This window comes from Microbacter sp. GSS18, assembly GCA_029319145.1.
In the GTDB taxonomy this organism is placed as follows: domain Bacteria; phylum Actinomycetota; class Actinomycetes; order Actinomycetales; family Microbacteriaceae; genus Microbacterium.
The window spans coordinates 528656-546213 of sequence record CP119753.1 but is presented as its reverse complement, the minus strand read 5'-3'; the positions used below and the strand labels follow the sequence as shown (position 1 = coordinate 546213).

Annotated in this window: 18 protein-coding genes and 1 tRNA gene; 4 read left to right on the top strand and 15 right to left on the bottom strand. The window is 71.9% G+C overall.

The annotated features are described in order from the left end of the window. The first annotated feature begins 6 nt into the window (after nt 1-6). Nucleotides 7-399: a DUF4307 domain-containing protein gene (locus P0L94_02535; GenBank protein WES64959.1), complete on the top strand. Its 393-nt coding sequence runs from the start codon at nt 7-9 to the stop codon at nt 397-399. 105 nt (nt 400-504) lie between these two features. Continuing rightward, nucleotides 505-996, top strand: a complete 492-nt coding sequence (gene greA / locus P0L94_02530) for a transcription elongation factor GreA (protein ID WES64958.1) — start codon at nt 505-507, stop codon at nt 994-996. A gap of 35 nt (nt 997-1031) precedes the next feature. Here greA and ilvA read toward each other — a convergent pair whose 3' ends face one another. Next, nucleotides 1032-2288 carry a threonine ammonia-lyase gene (gene ilvA / locus P0L94_02525; GenBank protein ID WES64957.1) on the bottom strand — a complete coding sequence of 419 codons (1257 nt, stop codon included), beginning with the start codon at nt 2286-2288 and terminating at the stop codon, nt 1032-1034. Next, nucleotides 2278-3477: an AI-2E family transporter gene (locus tag P0L94_02520; protein WES64956.1), complete on the bottom strand. Its 1200-nt coding sequence runs from the start codon at nt 3475-3477 to the stop codon at nt 2278-2280. The genes ilvA and P0L94_02520 overlap by 11 nt, the downstream gene beginning before the upstream one ends. An 80-nt stretch (nt 3478-3557) precedes the next feature. On the opposite strand from P0L94_02520, the gene P0L94_02515 reads away from it, so the two are divergent. Together P0L94_02515 and P0L94_02510 are read left to right on the top strand one after the other, a co-directional pair. Then, the gene (locus P0L94_02515; protein ID WES64955.1) at nt 3558-4835 is read left to right on the top strand and encodes a crosslink repair DNA glycosylase YcaQ family protein; all 1278 of its coding nucleotides are present in this window, start codon (nt 3558-3560) and stop codon (nt 4833-4835) included. Nucleotides 4836-4844: 9 nt separating this feature from the next. Next, complete coding sequence (locus P0L94_02510) at nt 4845-5756, top strand: hypothetical protein (GenBank protein ID WES64954.1); 912 nt, start codon at nt 4845-4847, stop codon at nt 5754-5756. A 24-nt stretch (nt 5757-5780) separates the two neighbouring features. Here P0L94_02510 and P0L94_02505 read toward each other — a convergent pair whose 3' ends face one another. The 13 genes from P0L94_02505 to P0L94_02445 all read right to left on the bottom strand — a co-directional run bounded on the left by P0L94_02505 (nt 5781) and on the right by P0L94_02445 (nt 17539). After that, nucleotides 5781-6869 (bottom strand): crosslink repair DNA glycosylase YcaQ family protein, encoded by a 1089-nt coding sequence (locus P0L94_02505; protein WES64953.1) that lies wholly within the window; start codon nt 6867-6869, stop codon nt 5781-5783. 31 nt (nt 6870-6900) lie between these two features. Continuing rightward, nucleotides 6901-7782, bottom strand: a complete 882-nt coding sequence (locus P0L94_02500; protein WES64952.1) for a M48 family metalloprotease — start codon at nt 7780-7782, stop codon at nt 6901-6903. Nucleotides 7783-7799: 17 nt separating this feature from the next. Continuing rightward, the gene (locus P0L94_02495) at nt 7800-8366 is read right to left on the bottom strand and encodes a LemA family protein (protein ID WES64951.1); all 567 of its coding nucleotides are present in this window, start codon (nt 8364-8366) and stop codon (nt 7800-7802) included. Between the two features lie 84 nt (nt 8367-8450). After that, nucleotides 8451-9764 (bottom strand): D-arabinono-1,4-lactone oxidase, encoded by a 1314-nt coding sequence (locus tag P0L94_02490; protein ID WES64950.1) that lies wholly within the window; start codon nt 9762-9764, stop codon nt 8451-8453. Beyond that, the gene (locus tag P0L94_02485; protein ID WES64949.1) at nt 9761-10987 is read right to left on the bottom strand and encodes an alanine racemase; all 1227 of its coding nucleotides are present in this window, start codon (nt 10985-10987) and stop codon (nt 9761-9763) included. The genes P0L94_02490 and P0L94_02485 overlap by 4 nt, the downstream gene beginning before the upstream one ends. Before the next feature lie 108 nt (nt 10988-11095). Continuing rightward, nucleotides 11096-11169, bottom strand: a tRNA-Leu gene (locus P0L94_02480). A gap of 30 nt (nt 11170-11199) precedes the next feature. Continuing rightward, a complete protein-coding gene (locus P0L94_02475) occupies nt 11200-12600 on the bottom strand; it encodes an FAD-dependent oxidoreductase (protein ID WES64948.1) in 1401 nt (466 codons plus the stop codon). After that, on the bottom strand, nt 12597-13904 hold the full coding sequence (locus P0L94_02470) for a S8 family serine peptidase (GenBank protein WES64947.1): 1308 nt from the start codon (nt 13902-13904) through the stop codon (nt 12597-12599). The genes P0L94_02475 and P0L94_02470 overlap by 4 nt, the downstream gene beginning before the upstream one ends. Continuing rightward, nucleotides 13901-14419 (bottom strand): DUF501 domain-containing protein, encoded by a 519-nt coding sequence (locus tag P0L94_02465; GenBank protein ID WES64946.1) that lies wholly within the window; start codon nt 14417-14419, stop codon nt 13901-13903. Before P0L94_02465 ends, P0L94_02470 begins: the two co-directional genes overlap by 4 nt. Nucleotides 14420-14469: 50 nt before the next feature. Further along, the gene (locus tag P0L94_02460; protein WES64945.1) at nt 14470-15021 is read right to left on the bottom strand and encodes a septum formation initiator family protein; all 552 of its coding nucleotides are present in this window, start codon (nt 15019-15021) and stop codon (nt 14470-14472) included. 62 nt (nt 15022-15083) lie between these two features. After that, the gene (gene eno / locus P0L94_02455; protein WES64944.1) at nt 15084-16364 is read right to left on the bottom strand and encodes a phosphopyruvate hydratase; all 1281 of its coding nucleotides are present in this window, start codon (nt 16362-16364) and stop codon (nt 15084-15086) included. A gap of 94 nt (nt 16365-16458) precedes the next feature. Then, the gene (locus P0L94_02450; GenBank protein ID WES64943.1) at nt 16459-17133 is read right to left on the bottom strand and encodes an O-methyltransferase; all 675 of its coding nucleotides are present in this window, start codon (nt 17131-17133) and stop codon (nt 16459-16461) included. Between the two features lie 31 nt (nt 17134-17164). Then, entirely contained in the window at nt 17165-17539 is a 375-nt protein-coding gene (locus P0L94_02445) for a hypothetical protein (GenBank protein ID WES64942.1), read from the bottom strand. Nucleotides 17540-17558 lie beyond the last annotated feature (19 nt).

Genomic DNA, 17558 nt, shown 5'->3' with positions numbered 1-17558 from the left:
CCCCGCATGACGACACCCGAGATGCTCGATGAGCGCTACGGCCGCACCCGGCCGGGCGCGACGCGCTGGATCGTCGCCGCCGTGATCGTGCTCGCGGTCGTCGGCTTCGGAGCGGTCGGGTGGTCGATCTTCACGGCGAACGTCGACGCCGTCGACGCCGACACCTCGGGCTTCGAGGTCGTCGACGAGCACTCCGTCGCCGTCAGCTTCCAGTTCTCGGGACCGGTCGGCCGTTCCATCGCCTGCGCGCTCGAGGCGCAGGACGTCGAGCACGGCATCGTCGGGTGGAAGGTCGTCGAGTACCCGGCATCCGACCTCCCCGCCCGGGCCTTCCGCGAGGTGCTCTCGACCACCGGCGTCGCCACGACCGGTTTGGTCAACTCCTGCTGGGTGACGTAAGGTATCGCCAACGACCTGACGAGACGCCCTGGCGGGAGCCGGGGCGTTTTGATATCCGGGCCCCGGCTGCGCGCCTGGGCCCATCCGCAACCGAAGGAGTCAGACGTGTCCAACGACGCTCAGGTGACGTTCCTCACCCAGGATGCCTACGACCGGCTCGCGGCCGAGCTCGAGCACCTCTCCACGACCGGGCGCGATGAGATCGCCAAGCGCATCGAAGCGGCTCGCGAGGAGGGCGACCTCAAGGAGAACGGCGGTTACCACGCCGCGAAGGACGAGCAGGGCAAGCAGGAGGCGCGCATCCGCACGCTGCAGGCGCTGCTGAAGAACGCCAGCGTGGGCGACGCGCCCGAGAGCACCGGCACCGTCGAGTCCGGCACCGTCGTGACCGCCACGATCGCCGGCGGCGAAGAGGTCTTCCTGCTGGGCAACCGCGAGATCGCCGCCGGAAGCGAGCTCGACGTCTACAGCGAGGCGAGCCCGCTGGGCTCGGCCATCATGGGCCTCAAGGAGGGCGACAAGACCTCGTACACGGCCCCCAACGGACGCTCCATCGCCGTCGAGATCATCAAGGTCGAGACCTACAACGGCCAGTGAGACCGGCCCCGGGCGCGCGCAGCGCCCGGGGGGTCTCAGTCCGGCATCACGCGCGGCACGAAGCCGGCGTTCTCGAGCACCGAGATCACGTGCGCGCGGTGCTCCTCGCCTCGCGTCTCGACACTGAGCTGCAGGATCACGTCGCTGATCTGGAGCCCCTGCCCGTGACGGGTGTGGAGGACCTCGATGACGTTGGCTCCCGCCAGAGCGAGCAGCTCGGACACGCGCGCGAGCTGTCCCGGACGATCGGGCAGCGGGATCTGCAGCGTCATGTAGCGGCCGGACGCCGCCAGACCGTGCGCGACGACCCGCTGCAGCAGCAGCGGATCGATGTTGCCGCCCGACAGCACGGCGGCCGTGGGGCCCGCCGCCGTCACCTTGCCCGCCAGGATCGCGGCCACGCCCACGGCTCCCGCGGGCTCCACGACCTGCTTGGCGCGCTCCAGCAGCATCAGGAGTGCGCGCGCGATGTCGTCGTCGGTGACCGTGACCACGTCGTCGACGAGCTCGCTGATCATGCGGAACGGCAGGTCTCCGGGGCGTGCCACGGCGATGCCGTCGGCGATCGTCGGCGACGTCTCGATCTCGACCGGATGCCCCGCCCGCAGCGACTCGGGGTAGGGAGCGGAGTTCTCGGCCTGGACGCCGATGACCCGCAGGGTGCGGCCGCGCTGGGCCGCCCGGGCCTTCGCCGCCGCCGCGACGCCCGCGAGCAGGCCGCCGCCGCCGATCCCGAGCACGAGCGTCTCGAGGTCGGGGAGGTCGTCCATCAGTTCGAGCCCGAGGGTTCCCTGTCCCGCGATGACGTCGGGGTGGTCGAACGGGTGGATGAACACCGCTCCGGTGCGCTCGGCGAACTCCGCTGCGAGCCGCAGCGGAGTCTCGACGGTCGCGCCCTCGAGCACGACGTCGGCGCCGTAGCCCCGCGTGGCCAGGAGCTTGGGCACGGGCACGCCCAGCGGCATGAAGATGGTGGCAGGGATGCCCAGCGCCTTGGCCGCCAGGGCCACGCCCTGCGCGTGATTGCCCGCCGATGCCGCCACGACTCCGCGCTGGCGCTCCTCGGGCGTCAGCCGCGACAGACGATACGTGGCGCCGCGGATCTTGAAGGAGCCCGTCCGCTGGAGGTTCTCGAGCTTGAGGTGGACCGGCACGCCGAGCACGTCCTCGAGGCTGCGCGACTCCTCGAGGGGCGTGCGGAGAATGAGGCCGGACAGAGCCGCGGCGGCGTCGTCGAAGTCGGCCGGTCCCGGCACGGGCGGGGCGGGGACGGTGGAGTGGTCAGCGGTCACGCGCGGTTCTCCTGGAGCGTGGGACGGTGGCCCATATGAGGTCCTCCGGTTCGGGGCGGGCGCCTGTCTCCCAGGCGCGCTCGCCGAGATAGACGCCGACGACGTTGACGAAGGCCGCGATGGGAACGGCGAACAGGGCCCCCGGGATCCCGGCGATGAGCGCGCCGCCGGCGACCACGAGCACCACCGCGAGCGGGTGGACCTTGACGGCCGAGCCCATCAGCAGCGGCTGGAGGATGTGGCCCTCGATCTGCTGGACGGCGAGCACGACGACGAGCATCCAGAAAGCGATCCACGGACCGTTGTAGACGAGTGCGAGGAAGACCGCCAGGGCACCGGTCACGATGGCGCCGATGAAGGGCACGAACGCGCCGAGGAACACCAGCACGCCGATCGGGATCGCCAGCGGCACACCGAGCAGGAACGCACCGAGCCCGATGCCGATGGCGTCGATCGTGGCGACGAGCAGCTGCGTGCGGGCGTAGTTCTTGACGGTCCACCATCCGGCGCGCGCCGCGCCGTCCACGGCGGGACGGGCCGCCCGCGGGAAGAGCCTCGTCGTCCAGCGCCAGATGCCGGCGCCGTCGGCCAGCAGCGTGATCAGGATGAACAGCGCCAGCAGCACGCCCGTGCCGACGTGGCCGATCGTCGTGCCGATCGCGAGCGCGCCCGTCCACAGCAGCTCGGCCTGCTGCTGCATGAAGGTCCACGCCTGGCCGAGCAGCCCGTCGATCTGATCCGCCGTCAGATGCAGCGGACCGTCGATGAGGTACTGACGCAGCCCGTCGATGGCATCCCCGGTGCGGGTCTGCACCGACTGCCATTGCTGCGTGATCTGCCACACCGCCAGCCACAGCAGTCCGGTCACGATCGCCAGCGTGCCGACGACCGAGACGATGATGGCGAGCCACCGCGGGATGCGATGACGCAGCATCCAGTCGAAGGCGGGCGACAGCAGCGCCGTGATGAGGATCGCCACCAGCAGCGGGATCACGAGCAGCTTCAGCTGGATGACGAGCCAGACGGCGACGGCGACGGCCGCGCCGATCAGCAGCAGCCGCCATGAGTAGGCGGCCCCGACGCGAAGCCCGCGCGGAATCGTCTCGCCGATCTCGGACGAGACGATGCGGCTGCGGTCGGCGAGAGCGCCGAACCACGATCCGCGAGGCTTGTCCTCCGAGCCGCTCATCCCGCCAGTCTAGGCGCGCCGCATACCGCCGCGGGAATGGTGCGGGAGCGTAGTCGGTCGTCCTGGCTAGGCTCGGGGCCGTGAGATCCAGCCTGAGCGCGCAGCAGGCGCGAGCCGTCGCCCTGGCCGCGCAGGGGTTCGCGCGCCCCCGGCCCGCCGCCCCCGGGACACGACAGCTCAACGGCGCGCTGGCGCGCATGGGCACGCTGCAGATCGACTCGGTCAACGTGTTCGCCCGCAGCCATTACATGCCGCTGTTCTCGAGGCTGGGGCCGTACGACCCCGCGGCGCTGGATCGTCTGCTGTTCGCGCGGCGGGCGCCGTACGTGGAGTACCTCGCGCACGTCGCGGCGTTCATCCCGGCACGCGACTGGGCGCTCTTCCGGTTCCGCATGGACGACAATCGCGCGAAGTACGCCGAGCAGCCGGACGGCTGGTACCGACGCCACCGCGAGATCGTCGCCTGGGTGCGCGACGAGCTGGCCGACCGGGGGCCGCTGCGCCCGGCCGAGATCGAGCACGACGCGAAGGAGGCCCGCCGCGGACCGTGGTGGGATTGGGATGTCGTCAAGCACGCCCTCGAGCTGCTGTGGATGTTCGGCGACGTCGCCATCGCGGGACGCCGCGGCTTCGAGCGACGGTATGCGCTGGCCGAGGACGTGATCCCGCGCGACGTGCTCGCAGCCCCCGTGCCCCGCGCGGACGCGATCCGCGAACTCGTCGCCCGCGCCGCCGCCGCCTACGGCGTCGCGACGGCATCGGATCTCGCCGACTACTGGCGCATCAAGGACCGCCGCGCCGTCATGACCGCCGTCTCCGAGCTCGAGGACGCGGGGGTCCTGCACCCCGTGGCCGTCGACGGCTGGACGTCGGCCGGCCGCCCCGCGCGGGCGTGGCTGCACCGCGACGCCGTCGTCCCGCGACGGGTGGATGCGACGGCCCTGCTGACGCCCTTCGACCCGATGGTCTGGTTCCGCGACCGCGCGCAGCGTCTCTTCGACTTCGACTACCGCATCGAGATCTACACGCCGGCCGCCAAGCGCCGGTTCGGCTACTACTCGCTGCCGGTCCTGGTCGGCGACGATGTCGTGGGGCGCATCGACCTGAAGGCGGATCGTGCGCGCTCGACGCTGCTCGTCCAATCGGCATGGTGGGAGCACGGCCGGCCCGCCGACGCCGCCGGGCGCATCGCCGGCGAGCTGCGGGTCGCGGCGGCGTGGCAGGGCCTGGAGCACGTCTCGGTGTCGCGGTGGGGCGACGCCGTCGACGATCTCGCACGTGCCCTGCCCGAGGCGCAGCGGCACGAGGCCTCGGCGCGCGAGCCCGTCGCGCTCGAAGACGACGAGCCGACGGGTTAGCGTGGTCCGGTGAAGCGCGCGACCATCATCGGGATCTCGGTCGGGTCGGCGGCCGTCCTCGCCGCCGCCGGCGTGGCGGCGTGGGCGCTCCTGCGGCCGGCGGGACCCGCGGATGCGGCCGAGGCGTACCTCGCGGCGCTGGAGGAGGGAGACGGGCAGGCGGCCCTCGCGCTGATCGACGACCCGCCCGCGGATGCGGAGGACCTCGCCGCGGCCTTCGACGCCGCGGACGCCCGCATCGCGTCGCCGCGTGTGCAGGAGGTCAGCGAATCGGGGGGCACCGCCTCGGCCGACATCGCGTTCGAGCTCGGCGGCGACGACCGCGTCGCGACGATCTCGCTCGTGGACTCCCCCGGCGGATGGGTCCTCTCGGCGGATGCCCTGGGAACCGTGACCGCGACGACGACGCTCGGCGACACCGTCCTCGTCGGCGGGGTGACGATGACGGCCGGTGAAGCGCATCCGCTGCTGCCGGCCGTCTACCCCGTCGCCGCGGCCCCCGCCGACATCCTCGGCGGCGACGCCACGGTCGCGGTCGTCCCCGGGCGGGATGCGCCGGCCGCCGTCGAGGCGTCCGTGCTCGATGACGCCACGACGATCGCGCAGCGGCAGCTCGACGCGTACGCGGACGCGTGCGCGTCGACGACCGACGCGGTTCCGGAGCACTGCGGCATCCGCATCCCGTGGGCCGCCGACCTCGAGAGCCTCGAGCGCGTGGCGTTCCGCATCGAAGAGTATCCGGCTCTGGAGCTGTCCGAGGACGCGGAGTCGTTCACGGCGCCGGACGGCGTGCTGGTGGCGACCGTCACCGGGCCCTCGCGGGCGGGCGGCACCGACGCGTTCACGTACCGGACGACCCGGTGGACGCTGCGCGGCGACGTGTCGTTCACGGGCGGGCAGATGGTGCTCGCGGTCCGCTGACGCCCTGCGCGGGCACACCGCACGTCAGCCGGAGCGCACCTCGAAGCCCCGCCAGCGCGCCAGGTCGGCGATCTCGGCCTCGACGGCGGTCGTCATCTCGTCGGTGAACGGCACATCCTGATGGACCGCGTGCACCGTCAGGACGCCCGCCTTGCGATCGGCCCGGGCGTCGAGCTTCCCGATGAACCGGTCGCCGTGCAGGATCGGCAGCGCGAAGTACCCCCAGCGCCGCGCGGCGGCGGGCTTGTACATCTCGAGGATGTACTCGAAGCCGAACAGATCCGCGAGCCTGCCTCGATCGAAGACGAGCCGGTCGAACGGAGACACCAGCGCCGTTCTCGGACGGAAGTCCTCCGCGGCGGCCAGTGCCGCCGGATCCACGCGCCACTGCCCCGGCACGCCCTCGACCACGGCAGGCTCCCCGACGTCGCCGACCGCGATCGGCTCGACCGGCTGCGCCGGGCCCATGGGACGCGCGATGCCGAGGGCGCCCAGGCGGCGTTCCGCGCGCTCGTGCGCGGCCTCCTCGTCGCCGAGCACGGGGACATCGAGTGGATAGACACGCTCGGCGACATCGAACCGGCGTCCTTTGGCGTCACGCGACGAGATCGCCGCGACCCCCGACATCACCAGGATCTCGAGCATCTGCTGGGCGTTGCGGTTGTTCGTCCATCCCGACGAGCGCCACGAGACCTGTGCCGTGTCGGGGATCTCGGCCGGGCGGAGCGGCCCTTCTGCCCGCAGTCGTGCGAGCACGTCGCGGCGGAAGCCGTCGTTCGCCGTCAGCCAGTCCCGCGCATGGGCGGAGCGCGGATTCCTGCGCATGTCGGGCAGCAGCAGCGCGAGATCCGCCATCGTCCGGTAGAACCCGCCCCACTCGAACACGGCGCGGTCGTGCTCCTCGAGCCGGGCGAGGTCGGCGGGCTCGTACGGCCAGCCCAGTCGCGACCACAGGATGTGGTCTGCCGAGGGGGCGATCGCCGCGGTCGGCTCGATGTTCACGACGGTCAGCGCGTCGATGGTCTCCACGATTCCGCTCGGGCGGTCCGCGGTCAGCGCCTGCGCGCTCACCGCCGCGCGCCGCGCCTGCTCGAGGCTGAGACGGATCGTCACGACTCGCGTCGCTCTCGTGCGCACGGACGGATCAGAAGCGTCCGCCCATCTCGTGGAGCCGCTCGATGCGCTCGGGGATCGGCGGATGCGTCGCGAACATGCGCGCGAGCGCATTGGGCTTGAGCGGGTCGGCGATCCACAGGTGCGCCATCGAGGTGTTCGCGCGTTTCAACGGGCGTCCCTGCCCCGCGAGCTTGCCGAGCGCCGACGCCAGGCCGTCCGGATCCCGCGTGGTCATGGCGCTCGTGGCGTCGGCCAGATACTCCCGCTGCCGGGAGATCGCGGCCTGCACCGCGCCGGCGAGCAGGGGCGCGACGATCGCCGCGACGAGCCCGAACGCCAGGAAGACGATCTGGGCCTGCCCCCCGCCGCCTCGGCGGCCGAAGAACGCCGCCCGCATGAACATGTCGGCGAGGATCCCGACCGCCACGACGAGCCCGAACACGATGAGGGAGACGCGGATGTCGTAGTTGCGGATGTGCCCGAGCTCGTGGCCGAGCACGCCCTCGAGCTCTCTGTCGGTCATGATCTCGAACAGCCCGGTCGTCACGGTGATGGCCGCCTCTTCGGGCTTGCGTCCCGTCGCGAAGGCGTTGGGAGCCGGATCGTCCACGACGTAGAGCTTGGGCATCGGCGTCCCGGTCGTGATGCACAGGTTCTCGACGAGCCGGTAGTAGCGAGGCGCGTCGGTCTTGCTCACTTCGACGGCGCCCGCGAGCGCCAGCGCCTCCTTGTCGGCGAGGAAGTACTGGAAGGTCGCGTAGCCCCCCGCGAAGATCACCACGAACGCCGTGACCCACCAGTTGCCGCTCATGAGCCAGCCGGCCAGCAGCCCGACCGCGCCGATGAACAGCACGAAGCCGATCAGGATGAACCAGGTGTTGCGCTTGTTCCGCGCGATCGCCGAGTACACGGCTCAGCCGGCGCGGGTCAGAACTGCACGCGGGGCGGCTCCGAGATCGCCGCGCCGTCGACGACCTCGAAGAACTCCCGCTCGTGGAATCCGAGATTGCGGGCGAACAGGTTGTTCGGGAACACCTTGATCTTCGTGTTCAGCTCGCGCACTCCGCCGTTGTAGAACCGACGCGACGCCTGGATCTTGTCCTCGGTGTCGACGATCGACTGCTGCAGCTGCAGGAAGTTCTGACTCGCCTGAAGCTGCGGGTATGCCTCGGCCACCGCGAACAGGGACTTCAGCGCCTGCTGCATGTGCCCCTCGGCCACACCGGCCGCACCCGGGCTCTGGGCGGTCAGGGTCTCGGCGCGCGCACGTGTGACGTTCTCGAAGACGGCCTTCTCGTGGGCGGCGTAGCCTTTGACGGTCTCGATGAGGTTCGGCAGCAGGTCGGCGCGGCGCTTGAGCTGGACGGTGATGTCACTCCAGGCCTCGTCGACGCGCACGTTCAGCTGCACCAGGGAGTTGTACGTCGCCCACAGGTAGATGCCGACGATGACGGCGAGCGCCACCACGATGAGGACGGGGATCAGCCATTCCATTGCCCAGGACTCCGTTCACGCTGTTCCCTCATCCTAGCCATCCGATGCCGCGCGCCCCGAGACGAGTCGGGCATCTCTCAGCCGTTACCCACCCAGCACGCGGGAGAGGTACTCGTTGCCGAACACGCGATCGGGGTCCAGCTCGTCGCGCAGCGCCGTGAAGTCGTCGAACCGGGGGTAGCGGCGGCGCAGGAGCTCGGCGTCCAGCGTGTGCATCTTCCCCCAGTGCGGGCGACCTCCGAGGCGCACCATGATCTCCTCGACCGCCGCGAAGTACTCGGTCGGATCCTCACGGGCGTAGCGGTGCACCGCGATGTATCCGGTCGCACGACCGTGCGCCGTGGAGAGCCAGATGTCGTCCGCGGCGGCGAAGCGGACCTCGACCGGGAACGAGATGCGCCAGCCGCCGTCGTCGATGACGCGTCGCAGCGCCGCGAACGCCGCCGGCACATCCTGGGCCGGCAGTGCGTACTCCATCTCGCGGAACCGCACCGCCCGCGTCGTGGCGAACACGCGCGCCGACGCATCGGTGAACTCGCGGTCGCCCCACAGCCGAGCCGCGAGGCGGTTGATCGGCGGAACGGTCGCCGGAACGGCGCGGGCGACGCTGCAGGCCACCTGGTGCAGCGCGGTGCCGACCAGGACGTCGTCGATCCAGCGGCCGACGGGCGGAAGCGGATGCCGCGGCGCGTTCTCGGGCAGTCGCGTGTTGGTCTTCGTCAGCGCGACGTCGGTGTGCGGGAACCAGTACATCTCGAAGTGATCGGCGCCCTCCACGCGCCGGGCGAGCGCCGCCACGACGTCGTCGAGGGGCTCGGGCGCCTCGAGAGCGTGGAGGACGAACGCCGGCACGCACTGCAGCGTGACCTCGACGATGATGCCGAGCGCCCCGAGGCCGAGGGCGACCGCGGGCAGCAGCTCGGGGTTGTGCTCGTCGTCGACGACCAGCAGCTCGCCGTCGGCGGTGACCATGGTCACCCCGACGACCTGGGTGGCGAGCCCGCCGAAGCGGTCGCCGGTGCCGTGGGTTCCCGTCGAGATGGCTCCCGAGATCGTCTGGCGGTCGATGTCGCCGAGGTTCTCCATCGCGAGCCGGTGGGGCCCCAGCAGATGCGGGATCTCGTGCAGGTGCGTGCCGCCGCGCAGCGTGGCGCGCCGCCGGTCGTGGTCCACGCGCACGAGCCCCGTGAGGTCGCGCAGGTCGATCAGCACGCCCGGGGCCGCCGCGATCGCGGTGAAGCTGTGACCGGCGCCGACGGCCTTGACGCCGAGACCGCTGCGGGTCGCGGCGATGACGGCGCGCCGGACCGCGTCGACCGTGCGCGGGAACTCGATGCGGGCCGGGCGCACCGACACCGCGCGCGACCAGTTCCGCCACGTTCCGCCCGGACGGGTCACAGGAACGCCTTCCCCTCGCCGCGGTACGTCGGCGTGTCGCCGACGACCTCGCCGCCGGAGACGAGGTGGAACCGGTCGACGTGCTCGGACAGCTCGCCGCTCTTGGCGTGGCGCAGCCACACGCGATCGCCGATGCGCAGACGTCGTGCCGCTTCGCCCTGCAGCGGGGTCTGGACCTCCCCGAACCCCTCGCGCGCGAGGGGACGCAGGCCCGGCGGCCATACCGCGACGGGCTCGCGGGAGCGGCCGGCCGGCCCCGACGCGGACCACCCCCCGCCGAGGAGCGTGACGATGTCGGGCGCCGGCTTGCGGACGACCTCGAGCGAGAACGCCGCCGCCGGCAGCGGATCGAACCGGCGGTAGCCGTCGAACAGGTGCCCGGCGAGAAGCCCGCTTCCGGCGGTCAGCTCGGTGACCGCCTCGTCGGCGGCCGTCGACTCGAGGGAGCCCGTGCCACCGCCGTTGACGAACTCCAGCGGCGCCACCTCGTGGAGCGCCGAGACGATGGCGGCGCGTCGATCGCGCAGCTCGTCCGCGGATCGGCGCTGCATCCAGCGCACGAGCGAGCCGGCGCCTGCCGCGTCGGGCTGCCCGGCGATCTGGGCCTCGTACATCATGAGGCCGACGAGGCGGAATCCACCGCGCCCGACGATCGTGCGCGCGAGGGCGGCCACCTCGGCGGGCTCGCGCAGCGGCGAGCGGCGGACGCCGATGTGACCGAGCGCCGCTGTCCGCCAGCTCGCGTCCGCGTCGATCGCCACGCGCACGGGAACGCGCCCGCTCGCCGGGGCGACGGCGTCGACCAGATCGAGGTGCGCCGGGTCGTCGACCATGAGCGTGATGCGGGCCGCCGCGCGCTCGTCCGAGACCAGCCGCGCGAGCGCCGCACGGTCGGCGGTGGGATAGCCGACCAGGACGTCGTCGAAGGTCTCGGCGAGCCACAGCGCCTCGGGGAGCGTGTAGGCCATGATGCCGTGGAAGCCCGGCAACGCGAGCGTCGCCGCGATGAGCTCGCGCACGCGCACCGACTTGCTCGCGACGCGGATGGGGACGCCGCCGGCGCGAACCACGAGGTCGAGGGCGTTCCGCCGGAGGGCGGGCAGGCTGACCGCCGCCACGGGGCCGGACAGATCGGCGATCGCGGCGGACATGACGCTCCAGTGGGCGGCGGCGTCGGCCGCGCCGTGGATCGTCGACGGGGTCTTCAGCAGGTCGAGGGTCATCGGGCTCGCTTCGGGTGCGCGCTTTCCCCACACTCTAGAGGCATCCGCGGGTCGCGCCGTGCCATCGACATGCCAGAGGGCGGTGTCCGTGGACACCGCCCTCTGGCGTACCCCCGCCGGGATTCGAACCCGGACTGGAGCGGGTTTAAGCCGCCTGCCTCTGCCGGTTGGGCTACGGGGGCGCCGGATGCCGGCGCCTCCACGCTAGCCGGTCAGCGCTTCGCGCCCACCTTCTCAGCCGGTGCGCTCTTCTTGGCCGCGGGCTTCTCGGCCGGCTGGGCCGGGCGCGGGCGCGCCGCGAACTCCTCGAAGACGTAGCGCGGGCTCTGCACCGTGGAGAGGTTGACGATGTCACGGCCCAGCCACAGGTTGTTCCACCAGCCCCACAGCACGCGCCACTTGCGCTCCCACGTGGGCATGGCGAGGCCGTGGTAGCCACGGTGCGCGAGCCACGCGATGAACCCGGTCAGGCCGATCTTGCCGGACTGGAACGCGCCGTTGTAGAGGCCGAGGCCCGCCACCGCGCCGAGGTTCTTGTGGAAGTACTCGTGCGGAAGCTCGCCGCGCAGGCTCGCCGTGATGTTCTTCGCCAGGAGCTTGCCCTGGCGCACCGCGTGCTGGGCGTTCGGGACGCAGTAGCCGCCCACGCCGGCGCCCGTGAGGTCGGGGACGGCCGACACATCGCCGGCGGCCCATGCGCCCTGAACGACCTCGTCCTCGGTGCCGACGCGCAAGTCGGGGCGCGTCAGGATGCGCCCGCGCTGCTCGACCGGCAGGTCGCTGCCGCGGACGACCGTCGGGTTGGCCATGACGCCGGCGGTCCAGATGATCAGGTCGGTCGAGATGGTCTCGCCCGTGGACAGCTCGACGTTGCCGCCGACCGCGCCGGTGACCTGCGTGTCGAGGTGGACGTTCGCTCCGCGCTTGGCGAGATCCTTCAGCACCCACTCGGCCGTCTTCATCGAGACCTCGGGCATGATGCGGCCCATCGCCTCGATGAGGTGGAAGTGCGTGTCCTCGAAGCTCAGCTGCGGGTAGTACTTCAGCAGCGCCGAGGCCACCGAGCGCAGCTCGGCGAACACCTCGATGCCGGCGAACCCGCCGCCGACGACGACGACCGTGAGCAGGCGGTCGCGCTCGGGGCCGGCCGGCAGCGTCGACGCCTTGTCGAAGTTCGACATGAGGCGATCGCGGATCGCGACGGCCTCTTCGATCGTCTTCAGCCCGATGGCGTTGTCGGCGATGCCGGGGATGGGGAAGGTGCGCGAGACCGCACCGGCGGTCACGACGATGTGGTCGTACTCGAGCTCGTAGGCCTCGCCGCCGACGGGAGTGATCGTCGCGACCTTGTCCGCGTGCGCGATGCCGGTCACCTTGCCTGCGATCACGGTCGATCGCTTCAGGTGCCGGCGCAGCGCGACGACCGAGTGGCGGGCCTCGATCGAGCCCGCGGCCACCTCGGGCAGGAACGGCTGATAGGTCATGTAGGGAAGCGGGTCGACGACCGTCACTTCCGCCTCGCCCTTGCGGAGCAGCTTCTCGAGCTTCCATGCAGTGTAGAAGCCCGCGTAGCCACCACCGACGATGAGGATCTTGGGCACGGTGTTGGTCACGATTTGGAGTACTCCTCGTGTGTTCGGGGGCTCGGCGCACGGGACGCCAATCGGACGCGTCGGACAGCAGCAGTGACGCCGAGCCCGACCAGTATAGCCGTGGCCGTGAACACGAGAAGCGGCACCGACCCGTAGACGAGCGTCTGCTGCGACGGAAGCAGCGGCGACACAGGCCGGTCGACGGTGTCGGCGGGTGGCAGCGGCGCGACCTGGACGGGTTCGACCGTGGGCTCGGGGAGCGTCGTCCCCTCGGCGCGACGGTAGATGCGGATCCAGTCCGCGAGGCTGCCCATGGGGTTCGATGAGACCAGGGCGACCGGCGCGCTCACCGCAGCGGCGGCGTCGACGAGGCCGTATCCGTACAGCGCGGCGGACCCCTCGCCGCCGGGAGGCGTGGCGGTGCGGATGATGCGGTTGATGACGTTGGACGCGTCGAGCTCGGGGTGGGCGCTGCGCACGAGCGCGGCGACCCCCGCGACGATCGGCGCGGCGCCGCTGGTGCCGCTCCACCGAACGAGCCGGCCGTCGGCCGACACGCCGATGAGCTCCTCGCTCGGCGCGGACACGCCGATGGAGATGCCCTGGGTCGACGCCTCGACGCTCGCGACGCCGTCGGGGTCGACGCCGGCGACAGTGAGCACGCCGGGGATGGTCGCGGGGGCGCCCACGCGGTCGGTCCCGCTGCCGCGATTGCCGGCGGCGACGATCACGACGACGTCGTTGTCGAAGGCGTACAGGAACGCGTCGTCCCAGCTGGTGTCCCAGTCCTGGGTGTTCGTGGTCAGCGACAGGTTGATGATGTCGGCGCCGTTGTCGACAGACCAGCGGATGGCGTCGGCGATCTGGTCGCTGAACGGCACCGCCGAGGCCGTGCCGAAGCCGACCGAGACGCTGAGCAGCTCGGCCTCGGGCGCGACGCCGATCATCCCCTCGTCGGGCCCGGTGCCGCGACCGGCCGCGAGCGACGCCACCCAGCTGCCGTGGTTGGCGTCGACGGCGCCGACCGGTGTCCGCCCGTCCTCGGACCCCACCCCCGAGACGTCCGTGCCGCCGACGACGGCCCCGGCGAACTCGGCCGGTCCCCGCCCGATGCCGGTGTCGATGATCGCGATGCGCACGCCGGCGCCGCGCGTGACGGCCCACGCGTCCTCGACGCCGTAGTCCGTGAGCCAGTACTCCGCGTCGCGCACGGGGTCCACGGCATCCGCCTCCGGCGTCGCCTCGGGCGTCGGGGCGGCGGCAGCGGGAGCGGCCGCCGTCAGCACGAGTCCGACCGCGACCGCGAGCGATGCGGCGAATCTCATCCCGCGGAGCCCGGCTCCGCGCACACGCAGCGCTCGGGCGACCAGTCGCCGCGGGTCAGCGCCCGGTCGCCGATGGGGTTGACGCCGGGGCCCGCGGCCAGGGCATGCGCGGCGAGGGCGTGCAGGCACTTGACGCGCGTGGGCATGCCGCCCGCCGAAATCCCCTCGATCTCGGGGACCTCGCCGAACTGCGCGCGATCGCGCAGGTACTGCTCGTGCGCCGCCCGGTAGGACGCCGCGAGCTCGTCGTCCTCGGCGAGCTCATCGGCGAGCTCGCGCATGACGTGCGTCGCCTCGAGCGTCGACATCGCAGCGGTCGCACCGGGGTGGGTCAGGTAGTAGAAGGTCGGGAACGGCGTGCCGTCCGACAGCCGCGGCGCCGTCGCGGCGACGGTCGGATTGCCGCACACGCAGCGGGCGGCGACGCCCACGACACCGCGCGCGGGCCGGCCGAGCTGCTGCCGCATCACGGCGAGATCAGCGTCGGTCACTTCGGCGAAAGGCGGCGTCGTCACGCGGCAACATTAGCGCCAGCGCCTGGGACGTGGCTGGAATGGACGCGGGGTCACGGCGCGGGCGTCGCGGGTGCCGTGCCGGTGCCGCTCGGCTGCGGGTCGGGCACGCCGATCGTGAGCGGCGCGGCCGCCGTGGTGGCCAGCCCCGCCTCGGTCACGGAGCGCACCAGCTGCGCCATCCAGTCGGTGCGGGTGGGCTCGACGTCCTCGCTCACGCCGTCCTGCTCGCGCGGCAGGAGCTCGTCGGGCAGGTCGTTGTCGACGAGGTAGACCACTTCGCCCGGGCGGACGTAGTAGAGCCGCTCACGGGCCTGCGTGGTGATGTACGCAGGGTCCTGCCAGCGGGCGCGCTGGGCCTCGAGATCGGCCACCTGCGCCTCGCTCACCTGCACGCTCGCCTCGAGCGCGGCAAGCTGCTGCCGCTGTGCGACGTATGTGCCGATGGTCGGCACGAGGACGAAGGCCGCCAGCACGACCAGACCCAGCATGATCACCATGAAGCCCGACAGGCGGATGCCGGCGAGCCAGCCGCGCACGTCGACGGCGCCGCGGTCGCGGCGGACACGGCGGGAACGGGAAGGGGGAGCAGGACTCTTCGCCATGCTCCCCCTCTCGGTCGTCGGTCTCGGTGCCGGGACTCCCGCCCGTCACCGGGACGTCGGGCTCAGGCGGTGTAGCGCGGGAACGCCGCGCGGCCGATGAAGGTCGCCGCGTCGCCGAGTTCCTCTTCGATGCGCAGAAGCTGATTGTATTTCGCCACGCGCTCGCTGCGGGCGGGCGCGCCGCTCTTGATCTGACCGGCGCCGGTGGCGACGACGAGATCCGCGATCGTGGTGTCCTCGGTCTCGCCCGAGCGGTGCGACAGCATCGCGGTGAAGCCGGCGCGATGCGCCATGTCGACCGCGTCGAGGGTCTCGGACAGCGTGCCGATCTGGTTCACCTTGACCAGGAGCGAGTTGCCGACGCCCATGTCGATGCCGCGCTTGAGGCGCGCGGGGTTCGTCACGAACAGGTCGTCGCCCACGAGCTGCGTCTTCGTGCCCAGGACGTCGGTGAGGGCCTTCCAGGCGTCCCAGTCGTCCTCTGCCAGCGCGTCCTCGATCGTGACGATCGGGTAGTCCGCGACCAGCTGCGCGAAGTAGTCGGTCAGCTCGGCCGCCGTCCACGGCTTGCCTTCGACGGTGTACACGCCGTCCGAGAAGAACTCGGTGGCGGCGACGTCCAGGCCCACGGCGATGTCCGCGCCCGGTGTGAAGCCGGCCTTCTCGATGGCCTTGACCAGGAAGTCCAGGCCCTCGCGGTTGCTGGGCAGGTCGGGGGCGAAGCCGCCCTCGTCGCCGAGGCCGGTCGCGAAGCCGGCGGCCTTCAGCTCGCCCTTGAGGACGTGGTAGACCTCGGTGCCCCAGCGCAGCGACTCCGAGAACGTCTCGGCGCCGATGGGCGCGAGGAAGAACTCCTGGAAGTCGATGCCGTTGTCGGCGTGCTCGCCGCCGTTGATGACGTTGAACAGCGGCACCGGCAGGATGTGGGCGTTGGGACCGCCCAGGTAGCGGAACAGGGGCAGGTCGGCGCTGTCCGCGGCGGCCTTGGCGACCGCGAGGCTCACGCCCAGGATCGCGTTCGCGCCGCAGCGCGACTTGTTCTCGGTGCCGTCCGTCTCGATGAGGATCTCGTCGATGACGCGCTGCTCGCTCGCCTCGACCCCCTCGATCGCGGGTCCGAGCTCGTCGATGACGGCGGCGACGGCCTTGAGCACGCCTTTGCCGCCGTAGCGGCCCTTGTCGCCGTCGCGCAGCTCGTACGCCTCGAATGCGCCGGTGGATGCGCCCGACGGGACGGCGGCGCGCTGGACGATCCCGTCGTCGAGCAGCACCTCCACCTCGACGGTCGGGTTTCCGCGCGAGTCCAGGATCTCTCGCGCGCCTACAGCCTCGATCTGTGCCACAGGAATCTCCTTGCTTGTGGAGGGTGGTTCTGGGGAGCGTCGTCGGTCCGCACCCGAGTCTAGTGATGCGGGATGCCCCGCCACAGGCGTCGCGTCACACGATCAGCGCGATCGCCACGCCGTCATGGCCTTTTCGGTCGAGCGTCTGCAGGGCCGTGGCGTCGAATCGCGGGTCGCGGCCGAGCATCTCCAGCCCCCGCTGAGTGCCGACGACGCCGCTGTCGGTCGCCCGCGGATCGGCGACCGCTCCCCCGCGCCCGATGTTGTCGACGACCACGACGGTGCCGGGGCGGCCCAGCCGCGCCGCCCAGTCGAGGTAGAGCGTGTTGGACTCCTTGTCGGCGTCGATGAAGACGAGGTCGAACGGCTCGGTGCCCTCGAGGGTGGGCAGCACGTCCGACGCACGGCCGATGAGGATGTCCACACCGTCGGACACGCCCGCGCGCTCCAGGTTCGCCCGCGCCACGGCCGCGTTCGCGGGCTCGGCCTCGATCGTCACCACGCGCCCGCCCTCGGGAAGGCCCCGCGCCATCCAGATCGTCGAGTACGCACCGAGCGTGCCGATCTCGAGGATCCGCTTCGCGCCCGCGATCCGGGTGAGCAGGTGCAGGAGCTTGCCGTTGACGGGCGCGACCTCGATGGGAGGCAGGCCGGCGGCGTTCTGGTCGGCGACGGCGGCCTCGAGCGCCGGGTCGTGGCCGACGAGCGTCTCGGTGAGGTAGGCGTCGACGTGACGCCACGTCTCGGGGTCGACGGGGTGGTCGGGCATGACTCCAGCCAACAAGCGGCGGGGCGCGGGGTCAAGACCGCGTCGATGCCGCCCGCTCCGCGAGCGCCTCGAGCAGGGCGGCCCCGGTGCCCGCGTCGTCGACCGTGACGACGAATCGGCGACCGTCGCGGCGGGTCACCTCGATCGCCGCTCCGGTGCGCAGCACGACGCCGAATCGGCGACCCGGCGCCCACCGCAGGCCCCAGCCCCCGAACTCCCCCATCGGCACGACATCGACCGCGGCGGCCGACGTGACATCGCCGAGGGGGACCCGGAAGCGCGGGACTCCCGCCACCGACTCGACGCTCAGCCCCCGGTCGTCGACACGCACGTGGAAGGCGACGGTGGTCGCGGCCAGCACGATGAGCAGCACCGCGACGCCCGTGACGACCCACGCGGTCGCCACCGGCGCACCGGTGGTCCAC

Coding starts and splice junctions, on each gene's coding strand:
- P0L94_02520 (WES64956.1), bottom strand. CDS start 3,477: ATGAGCGGCTCGGAGGACAAGCCTCGCGGATCGTGGTTCGGCGCTCTC.
- P0L94_02485 (WES64949.1), bottom strand. CDS start 10,987: ATGACCCTCGACCTGCTGAAGACCCCGTCGACGATCCACGGCGCGGCC.
- P0L94_02470 (WES64947.1), bottom strand. CDS start 13,904: ATGAGATTCGCCGCATCGCTCGCGGTCGCGGTCGGACTCGTGCTGACG.
- P0L94_02495 (WES64951.1), bottom strand. CDS start 8,366: ATGGAATGGCTGATCCCCGTCCTCATCGTGGTGGCGCTCGCCGTCATC.
- P0L94_02535 (WES64959.1), top strand. CDS start 7: ATGACGACACCCGAGATGCTCGATGAGCGCTACGGCCGCACCCGGCCG.
- P0L94_02460 (WES64945.1), bottom strand. CDS start 15,021: ATGGCGAAGAGTCCTGCTCCCCCTTCCCGTTCCCGCCGTGTCCGCCGC.
- P0L94_02450 (WES64943.1), bottom strand. CDS start 17,133: ATGCCCGACCACCCCGTCGACCCCGAGACGTGGCGTCACGTCGACGCC.